This is a genomic window from Polyangium jinanense, from assembly GCF_028435365.1.
In genome coordinates, this window is record NZ_JAGTJJ010000072.1 from 42,559 (window position 1) to 51,132 (window position 8,574).

The following is an 8,574-nucleotide window of genomic DNA, read 5'->3' on the forward strand; positions in this document are numbered from 1 at the left end:
TCAGACCCTTCGCGCGACGGCGCTCATCCCGCGAGGATACACGCTTTGCCTTGTCGCGCGCGTGGGACATCGCTTTCATCGCGCCGATCCATGACGCTCTCGAGGAGTGCCTGGTCTCCTCAGTGCGCGAGCGGGCGCGCGAGGGCGTTGCGCCAGGTGGTCATCGCGGGGCGTGCGGCGCCGTTTTCGTCGAAGAAGCCGGTGTCGCGCCAGACCGTGAGCAGATCGCCGCCGCCGGCCTTTTGCCAGAGGGCGTCATAATCCTGCACCACGAAGTTCACGACGAACGGCATCTTCAGGGTTTGCGCCTCGTTGACGAGGAGATTCACAAAATTGTCTTGCTTCTCTGGGGACCCATGGAAGGTGATGCCGGCCATCGCCAGGGTGGTTACTTGCGCTGTGTATCCGCTTTCGGCGATGGCGATGGGCTTGCCGGGCGCGAGGGCCGCGAGGTCGGCGAAGACGGTCGGCGGGAGCGAGTCGGCGAGGTACTTGCTCATATAAGGATAGAGCGAGATCGCCAGGATGTCGGTGTACGGCAGGATGTCGGCGAGCGCGGCCATCTGGCCTTCGTGGTTTGCGTCGGTCCAGCCCTCGAGGAGGTCGACGCCGGTGAGCGTCACGAAGACGGGTAGATCGGGGTGCGATATCTTCAGGGCTTCATAGGTGGACTTCTGGAGCTCGACGTAGGCAGCCCAGCGCGCCGGGGCGTTTTTCTTCAGCAGGTTGACTTCGATGCCGATGCCCATGAAATCGGGCTTGTAGTTGGCGATCGCGGTCTCACAGAAGCTCAGGTAGGCGGCTTTCACCTCGGGCGCGTTGAAATCGTAGGTATCCCACGGCGGAGGCAGGGGCATGTGCTCCTGAGCGCCCCAATAATCGGCCATCCTGGAGCGGGAGTCGTCGAGCGGGGTGAGCCCCAGATAGATTTTATGATCCGGCTTGATGTGAGCTTTTTGGAAGGCCCATGCATCCTTGACGGACTGGCCGTAGCCGTCGAGGCCGAGGCCTTGGCCTGCTTCGACCCAGGGCACGCCCGAGAGGGTGTGGAACGCGTAGAGATCGCCCTCTTGGGCGAGCTTGTCGTAAACGTCGAGCACGGCGGCTTCGGTGATGTCGTAGGGGAACGGCGTGAATCCCATCGCGAAGGAGCGGGCCTCGGAGCCGCCCGAGCCGCCGGAGCCGCCCGAGCCGCCCGAGCCGCCGGAGCCGCCGGAGCCGCCGGAGCCGCCGGAGCCGCCGGGGCCGCCGGAGCCGCCGGGGCCGCCTGTGTTGTTGGTGGTGGTGCCCGTGTTGCTGGAGGAGCAGGCGAGGACGAAGAGAGCTGCAAAGGTCGCGGGAAGGAAGTTGGTAAGGTATTTCATGGGGGATCTGGGTTTGAAGATACCGTCGATCTTGGTTCCCGCACAATACGCTCATTCAGGGTTGCTCAGACAGGCAACGCGCGGCTTGGTCGTCCCCCTCGCCATGGCGAGACTGGGGGCTACTGCGTTGGAAGCGTTGTCGTACGTTGTTGTCGCGAAGGAGGGAGCCATGGGCAAAGGTGGTGGCGGCGGTAAGGGCGGCGGCGGCGGAAGTGGAGGCGGGGGGAAAGGCGGAGGCGGCGGCGGCGCGCCCAAAGGTGGAGGTGGGGGAGGCAAGGGAGCCGGCGGCGGGAGCCACGGCGGCAACTGGCCGAGCACGACGGGCAGGCCGTCGGGGGGCGGTCGGGGGAATGCGCTGCCGTCGAAGTGATGGCATGGTTGCTTTGATGGCTGGATCCGGGGCGTGATGTTGGAGCGCCCCGGTTGGTACTGCGTGGTTGTCCTGTTGATGGAGAGCGCCTTACGCAGCGTCGGCAGCCCACGCGGCCTGATAAAAGCTTGGCTCGCTGACGCGCGCGCGTGCGGTGGAGGAAGCGCTAAGGGGCATGGCAGGCGAGGGGAATGGCAGACGCGCTTGTCATGGTGAGCGCGCCTCAACGGCTTCGGCGCAGCTTGTGGGTGTGCAGTCAATGGGGACTCCGAGGATGGCATAGTCCGAGCCCCGCGCATTCCTCAGCGTCGACTTGATCGGCGCCTCGTCAGAGCCAATCGCCGCGTTCGTTGATAAGTAGCTCTCCGCGAGCGGTCTCGATTTCGCGAACGAGCCACATTGAGTTGGCAGTAGTCTCTGTGATCGTATTCATCAATAATCGTATGACTGCCTCGCGGGGGTGTACGCGTACAATCTGTGCGATGTCTCTATACATGAATAAATTGGTCGTTAGGTTGAGGGCCCGAGCAATGACTGTGCCATGGAACCGCTCGTGTACAGGACTGCTTGATGTGCTGAGTGCTCTTAGGAATGTACTAAGGTCGACGCCGGGCGTGTCAAGCAGGCGTAGAAGAACGTGCTCAGGAAAGGAATCAAAAGCCCGCGAGAATACCATGGGTATCAAGCTGGCACGAGAAGGGGTTGCTACCAAGTACTCAAACAGCCCTTCATGGTACCCTTCTGCCAGCCCATCTATGTTCAGTAATTTTACACTTGTGGCCTCGTTGTTGCTGTAGTGCGTCAGAGCTATGTCGATCACTAAATCGCGCGCGTTCTGAATGGCTTCTATAAAGAAGTGATCGTCGCGGTCGCGCGCGAGACGCCTAAGGAGAAGCCACTCTGTCAAGGAGTAGTCCCGGCTATCAACTTGCACCCGGAAGGAATGATGATTATCCGCCTCCCATTTGCCGAGGAGTCGTAGAAATAGGTTGAGATGGTAAGTTGGAAGGAAGAACGGATCTCGACTCAGTATGTCAGCGATACTCGCTATTCCCGTAAGCCGCGCCTTCGACAGCGCCACGAGAACATCTTGCATCGCTCTTGGCGTCATTTCGCCGCCCACGCGTTGCCATATCTCATCGGTCAGTGACTCCGGAGCGTTGTTGAGGTAGCGCATTGCCGACAACGCCGGAATGACGTGCAACTTCTCGAACGACGCCGGAAGATGTGTAAGCATTTCTGGTATAATGCTGCTGCCGTATCGCGCAATGAGGACCCGCCAGCCAAGTTCGGTCGGACCGTCCACGATCCATCTGCGCGCAGTGGAATCATCGATCTCGGGCGATGCGACTTTATTGAGAGTGTAATGGTGTTGACTGTCTAAGCGAGCCTCGAACGCCTTTTGTTGAAAGCGGGACAGCCATGGATCTCCGCGTCTGACAACCGCGTAGCATAGCAGCTTCCGGGCTTTGGGGGGCATTGTTGGAAACTGATCGAGGAGATGCGCGAAAGCAGTGGCATCGTCACATCCGACAAGCACATCATTGAGGTTAAAGCCAGTGCTGCTGTCTCCAGCAGCATACTCGGAATAGTGAGTGGCAATCCAGCGCGCGAGTTCCACGTTCGTGCCGCGGCTGGCGGCGGGACGTAGCTTGTAGCTATTTGTCGTTATTAAAGTTGGCAGGTGGGGGAGTGTCCATGCTGGTATCCGAGCCTCGCACGCAAGTGCTGTGCAGACCGCACTAGATATGGAAAGCTTGCCTGCGTTTGCTAATTGCTCGAGCCATGCCCCCCATCTTGCATCGCCACGTTCCGCAATAGCATCAATCAGCTGGTCCGTTCCAGTCGAGCCGATCCACTCGCCCAGTACGCCGCGGTAGGGATACAAGATCTCCGGATTTAGTGCGGTATCAAGCGCGTGTACATATAATTTCGCATCTCGCACCTCGGTCAACACGCTGAGCGCCATCTTCAACAGCGTCCCACTTCGGGATCGAAGCGCCGCTATGGCGCCTCGACAGCGAACGGGCAATAGCTCATTTGAGAGCATTGCTCGTAGGGTATTCTCATAGGATGTTTTCTGGCGCCCATGAGGATCCATCGTGCTGCTGAGCTGCGCACCTAAGACTGCGTCGGTCTCGAGCGCGACTGAAACCATCGCTTCGCTTGGACGGGCTCCGGACTCAAGCGCAAGTTCAATGCTCTCACGACTCGAGAGGTTCGGAAGGCAGGCGTGAACCTGACCCTCAGCCAGGAGGCCCAGCCCGCTAAGCCAACTCCAATAGAGGTCGTGCACCGGCACAATGACTCCCCCTCGGGACTCCAGGGTACCGAGGCGGGCAAGGAGTGCTTTGGGCTCGGATAGTGAGCTGCGAGCCGCCCGTGCCTGGAGTTCATGTTCGAGCCGGGCCCGAGAGCGGTCTGGGGGAGACATGCTTACCGATGCGACCGCCCCTGCCAGAACGTCTCGGAAGCTCTCAGGGAAGCCGCGGGATAGATGATCATGGAAACGCGTAAGCAATTCGCCGCGAGTAACGGCAGAGCCACCGAGAAGTATGTAGAGCGATAAGGCAAGCGGGAGGCGAAGAAGCTCTGTAAGAGCTGCCGGGGGAGGTGGTACCTTGGGAAGCGCTATCTTGATAGCACGCGTAACCATTGACGCGGGCAGCGGATCTAGGTTCCACACACGAAACCGAGCATCTGACTCCTGACCTCGACGACCGTTGGCGATGATGCGTGTGTTGGAGAGTGCTCGTAGTGCGCGAGCGCGTTCTGAGGGCTGCTGGCCTGATGCAAACTCCGACCATCCGTCGAGTAGGACGCACACTCGGGGGGCGCGGAATACAGCCTGAATATCAATACCAGGGGCGGCCGCGTAGATATCTTTTAGCAGGTCGTCCCATGTCGCCGCCGCGCCTGCAGCAAGAAACAGTGGAACTTGCCGCCCTGACGCAAGCAACTCTTGGGCTGAGTTCCATAACACATGTGTTTTCCCAGAACCAGGTGATGCGACTATCAAATGGTGTATGTGGTCGCTGACCAGCAGCTCAGGAATAGCCGATGAAAGCTTCGGGTTTGCGTCGGGTGTGGTTACCGTCCGTCGCGCATGCCCCAGCTCCAGCAGAGCACGCCGGGACTCGCTGGACGCATCGGCGAAGAGCGGAAGGAGCGATGGCGGAGTACCAGCCAGTAAGAGTGCTTGAGCAAGCTTATGAAGACTTGGAGAGGCTGCCTCTTCGATGCGGGCTTGTCGAACGACTGCTGAGCCTGATCGAAATGGCGGCATCTCCTCAAGGAGAGCGCGCGTATAGGCCGCGGCGATAACTGCGGCATACCCCTGCCATTCGTTGTTCTTGCGACTATCGCAATAGTCGCAGATTCCACGAACAACAAAATATCCGATCCGTTGATTCCACGTGGCGTCCGCGATGCCGAATCCTTCCATTTCCACCGCGCGAACGTCGAAGTCGTCGCGCAGTTGGTCGCGGTGCACGGGGTTCTTCAGAACCCTATTGGCGCACGCAATAGTACCTATGAATACGCGTGGCGTGCCGGGAAGTCGGTCCCGCTCTGGATCGAGTGGGTGCTCGATCCATACCTTGGGATCGTCCGTAGCAGCGAGCCGATCGGTGTCCAATGGTGGACGAGCGGAATTCGGCAGATGCGCCGCACGCGTTAGATGATCGAGCCAGGGGAATCGACCCTCAAGAACTGCCGCGGCGAGCCGACGGGATGCCTTGTATAGACCTGGATGAGGCGGACGCGGGGGGTGACGCGGTTCGAGTCGCGTCGCGTGCTCCTTGACGAAGTCGTAGGCAATAATGCCCTGTTCGCCGGAAACGACAATGTCACCAAGGCGCACGTGACGGTCGGGTCTGCTGATGTGGGGGATGCCTCCGGCAATGCCAACCATTATGACCGCGTCAACTCCAGGAAAATCCTCGACGAGAACCGTTGCGTGGTGCGCCGCTGACGCGGTGCCTTGGTCCGCCAAAGCGAGCATAATAGTATGCGATCCACCGCCCTTTGCACGTGTCGCACCACACCAGTAATGTCTTCCGCGTTGGGTTACGTACTCCGTGGGCGAGTCAAGCATTGACTTCATTGCCGCATATTCAGTCTCGAGAGCGGTGACTATGCCAAAAGTCACCTCTGGTGCGGCAGATTCAATCGAAGTGCTATGGGTACCCAAGGCGAGTGCTCGCTATGCAGTGGACTCGCCTTTAAATGTTTCATGATGTTCCCAGAATTGCAAGGACAAATTGAGATCCTGCGAACGCATCCGCCGCCCGAGCCCCTCGACCGTCGCCGCCCTCTCTCTCTCCGCTTCGGCGCCACCTTCCCGTTGCGCTCATCTTACCGCACGCCGCACCGCATCGGATCCCTTTGTCCCTCCCACACCGCCGCACGCTTCCTCCTTCGGCCGCCGAATAGGCTCCGGCCCGGAGGCCGGCGCCCATCCGAGGCGCGTCGAATGATGTGCTCGGCGCCGATCTGCTGTATGGTGGACCGGCGAGCGCTTCACGGACTCGCCGGTCGATGTTCCTGGATTCTTGGGACTGGGAGGATGCACATGAAACAGCTCGTCCTCGGGTTGCAGCTCCTTGCGGCCTTCGTGCTCGCAACTGCCTGCACCGACGACGACTGCAAGAACCCCAAGAAGATCGAAGGCTACCACAAGCGGTCGAACAGCTTCCGAGATGGTGTAGCCTTGCAGTGCAACACTGTTCTGATCTGCCCTCGGAAAGGCGGGGGGTACGACGAGCGGCGTCCTCTAGGGCTGGAGGACCCGACCATCATTGATCAGCAGGGCGACGGCTGGAATCGTGCCCGGTGTACGGAGATGGCGCTTCCTCTCGTGACGGGTACGGACTGCAAAGTCGAGGTTTCCCCCAGCGTCATCTGCTTGGATGTCGACGGGGGTTCGGGTATCCCCGGCACCAACCCGACGGGTGGCACCATCGTCACGGTGGGCGGGGCCGCGACGGGTGACTTCAAGGGATATGATGACGGGGTCGGCGGCGCGGGCGCCTTCAGTGCGGGGGCCGGCGCGGAGGGCCAGGGCGGAATCTGAGCCTGGAATGTCGCTGCTCGTTGGAGACCGAGCGCGATAGAAACAGCTTATTGTCCCAGCGCGCTCAACATCCGCGCGTGCCAATCGGTCCCAACCAAAGCCGGGCAACGTTGCTCCACGTCAGCCTTGAAGCAGGCGTCCCATGCCTCTCGAAGGGCCAATGTCTCCTCGCGAGAGCGGGGCATCTTGAACTTGATGTCACATTGCGTCTCTGCCGCGTGTGTTTCCCGCCAGAAGCGAGCGCCCTTGAGGTCTTCGCACGGCGCACGCCAGATCGGGTCGGCGTCGTGCGGCGGCAACGGGGCGTAGTCCGGGCAGTACGTCGTCATGCAACCGGCCTCGCAAGCGTCGGCGAAGTCGTCCGTGACCGTCATACAATCGCCGAAATGAGCGCCTTGCTCGCACATCTCGCGCGTCGAGGCGAGATCCGAGAAACAACTCTCTTCCCCCTTGTGGGGCACTTCCCCCCGCGACGCGCCTAGCCCCACGGTGACGAGCGCGATGGCGGCGACGGCGATGGCGATGAACGGTCCGCGGCGTCTCATGGCTGTCTCCCCTGGGCCCGGGTGAGCCTACACCACCCCGCCGCGGAAGACGAGCATCTCGGACCGCATCACGTGCCCACCCCCCCACCCGCACCACACCTCCAAGACAGTCGCCCCACCCCCGCAACCCACTCCCACCTGGTCGCACATCCACTCCGGACAATTGTCCAAACTTGTCCGGATTTGTCCGGACATGTCCGGACCTCCCCCCGTGACCTCTCTCACCTCTCCCCGCGACCCCCCCACCTATCGCCGCCCCCAATCCCGCCCCTCTTCCCCCCGAAAACCCTATCCCTCGCCGCCACACCCACCCATCCCCGCACCCACATCCCACACCCCCGCCAGCCCCTCGAAACTGCTCCCAAATCCAGCCCGATCCCCCCTCCCATCCACCCCGCCCAATCCCACCCCCGACGCCCAATTCTGCCCCGCCACACCCGCCCCTCGCCCCACGAAACTCCGACCTCACCCCCGCTCCAATCTCACCACCCGCAATCCTGGCATCCCCCTTGCACAAAGCCCTCGCACGCACCGACGTCACCCACGTCGGACTTTCATTCGACGCACCATCACCCTTCCCCCGAGGAAGAGGAGACCATCCCCCATGAGTGATTCCAAGCATCCCCAGCCCGGCGATCGCAGCATCGACGTCACCGATCTCGACCTCGTCGACATCACCCCCGATCACATTGCCCGGTTGAGCAAGCTCCGCGACGGGTACGCGAGCGCCATCAAGGCCATTCTCCTTGCAGACCCCGCGGTTCGGCAGCGGGCCGGCCTCAGTGAGATCGAGGTCGCCGAGCTCGGAGCGGACTGGGAAACGTCCAAGCGTATCGACGAGGTCGTGCCCGCGGTCGAGAAGCTCCTCGAGCTCCTCCACGAGACGCGCCTCATGCGCAATCACGCGATTGCGTTCCGCCTCGGCGAGATGGCGCATCAGGTACGGCGTCGGGCCGACCGGCTACCCAATGGCACGGAGGTGGCCGCCCCGTTCGAGCCGCTCCTCGCGTATCACTTCGCCGTCGGCCAGAAGATCGCCGCCATGCGCGAAAAGAACAAGAAGGCCGCGGAGAAGACCAAGCCCTCCCCGGCCTGAGCCACAGGCACCCGCCTCCCTAAGAGGGTGTTCCACAGACGTCGTCGGCCCCAGAACCTCACCCCCCCGACCCCCTCTCCGCGCGGCGGAGAGGGGGCGAAAGGCGCTGGATCGAGCCGGAAACT

The 8,574-nt window shown here is 61.6% G+C and carries 6 protein-coding genes; 3 read left to right on the plus strand and 3 right to left on the minus strand.

The window, feature by feature from the left end; translation table 11 throughout:
• Positions 1–119 precede the first annotated feature (119 nt).
• Complete coding sequence (locus KEG57_RS48685; protein WP_272459805.1) at positions 120–1,142, minus strand: glycoside hydrolase family protein; 1,023 nt, start codon at positions 1,140–1,142, stop codon at positions 120–122.
• Positions 1,143–1,533: 391 nt separating this feature from the next.
• Here KEG57_RS48685 and KEG57_RS48690 point away from each other — a divergent pair, with 391 nt between their 5' ends.
• Positions 1,534–1,734 carry a hypothetical protein gene (locus tag KEG57_RS48690; protein ID WP_272459806.1) on the plus strand — a complete coding sequence of 67 codons (201 nt, stop codon included), beginning with the start codon at positions 1,534–1,536 and terminating at the stop codon, positions 1,732–1,734.
• Positions 1,735–2,062: 328 nt separating this feature from the next.
• Here KEG57_RS48690 and KEG57_RS48695 read toward each other — a convergent pair whose 3' ends face one another.
• Positions 2,063–5,839, minus strand: coding sequence for a 5'-methylthioadenosine/S-adenosylhomocysteine nucleosidase family protein (locus KEG57_RS48695; protein ID WP_308215670.1), 3,777 nt, complete (start codon positions 5,837–5,839; stop codon positions 2,063–2,065).
• A gap of 468 nt (positions 5,840–6,307) precedes the next feature.
• Here KEG57_RS48695 and KEG57_RS48700 point away from each other — a divergent pair, with 468 nt between their 5' ends.
• Complete coding sequence (locus KEG57_RS48700; RefSeq protein WP_272459807.1) at positions 6,308–6,808, plus strand: hypothetical protein; 501 nt, start codon at positions 6,308–6,310, stop codon at positions 6,806–6,808.
• Positions 6,809–6,855: 47 nt separating this feature from the next.
• Here KEG57_RS48700 and KEG57_RS48705 read toward each other — a convergent pair whose 3' ends face one another.
• Positions 6,856–7,353 carry a hypothetical protein gene (locus tag KEG57_RS48705; RefSeq protein ID WP_272459808.1) on the minus strand — a complete coding sequence of 166 codons (498 nt, stop codon included), beginning with the start codon at positions 7,351–7,353 and terminating at the stop codon, positions 6,856–6,858.
• Between the two features lie 604 nt (positions 7,354–7,957).
• Here KEG57_RS48705 and KEG57_RS48710 point away from each other — a divergent pair.
• Positions 7,958–8,449 (plus strand): hypothetical protein, encoded by a 492-nt coding sequence (locus KEG57_RS48710; RefSeq protein WP_272419739.1) that lies wholly within the window; start codon positions 7,958–7,960, stop codon positions 8,447–8,449.
• Positions 8,450–8,574 lie beyond the last annotated feature (125 nt).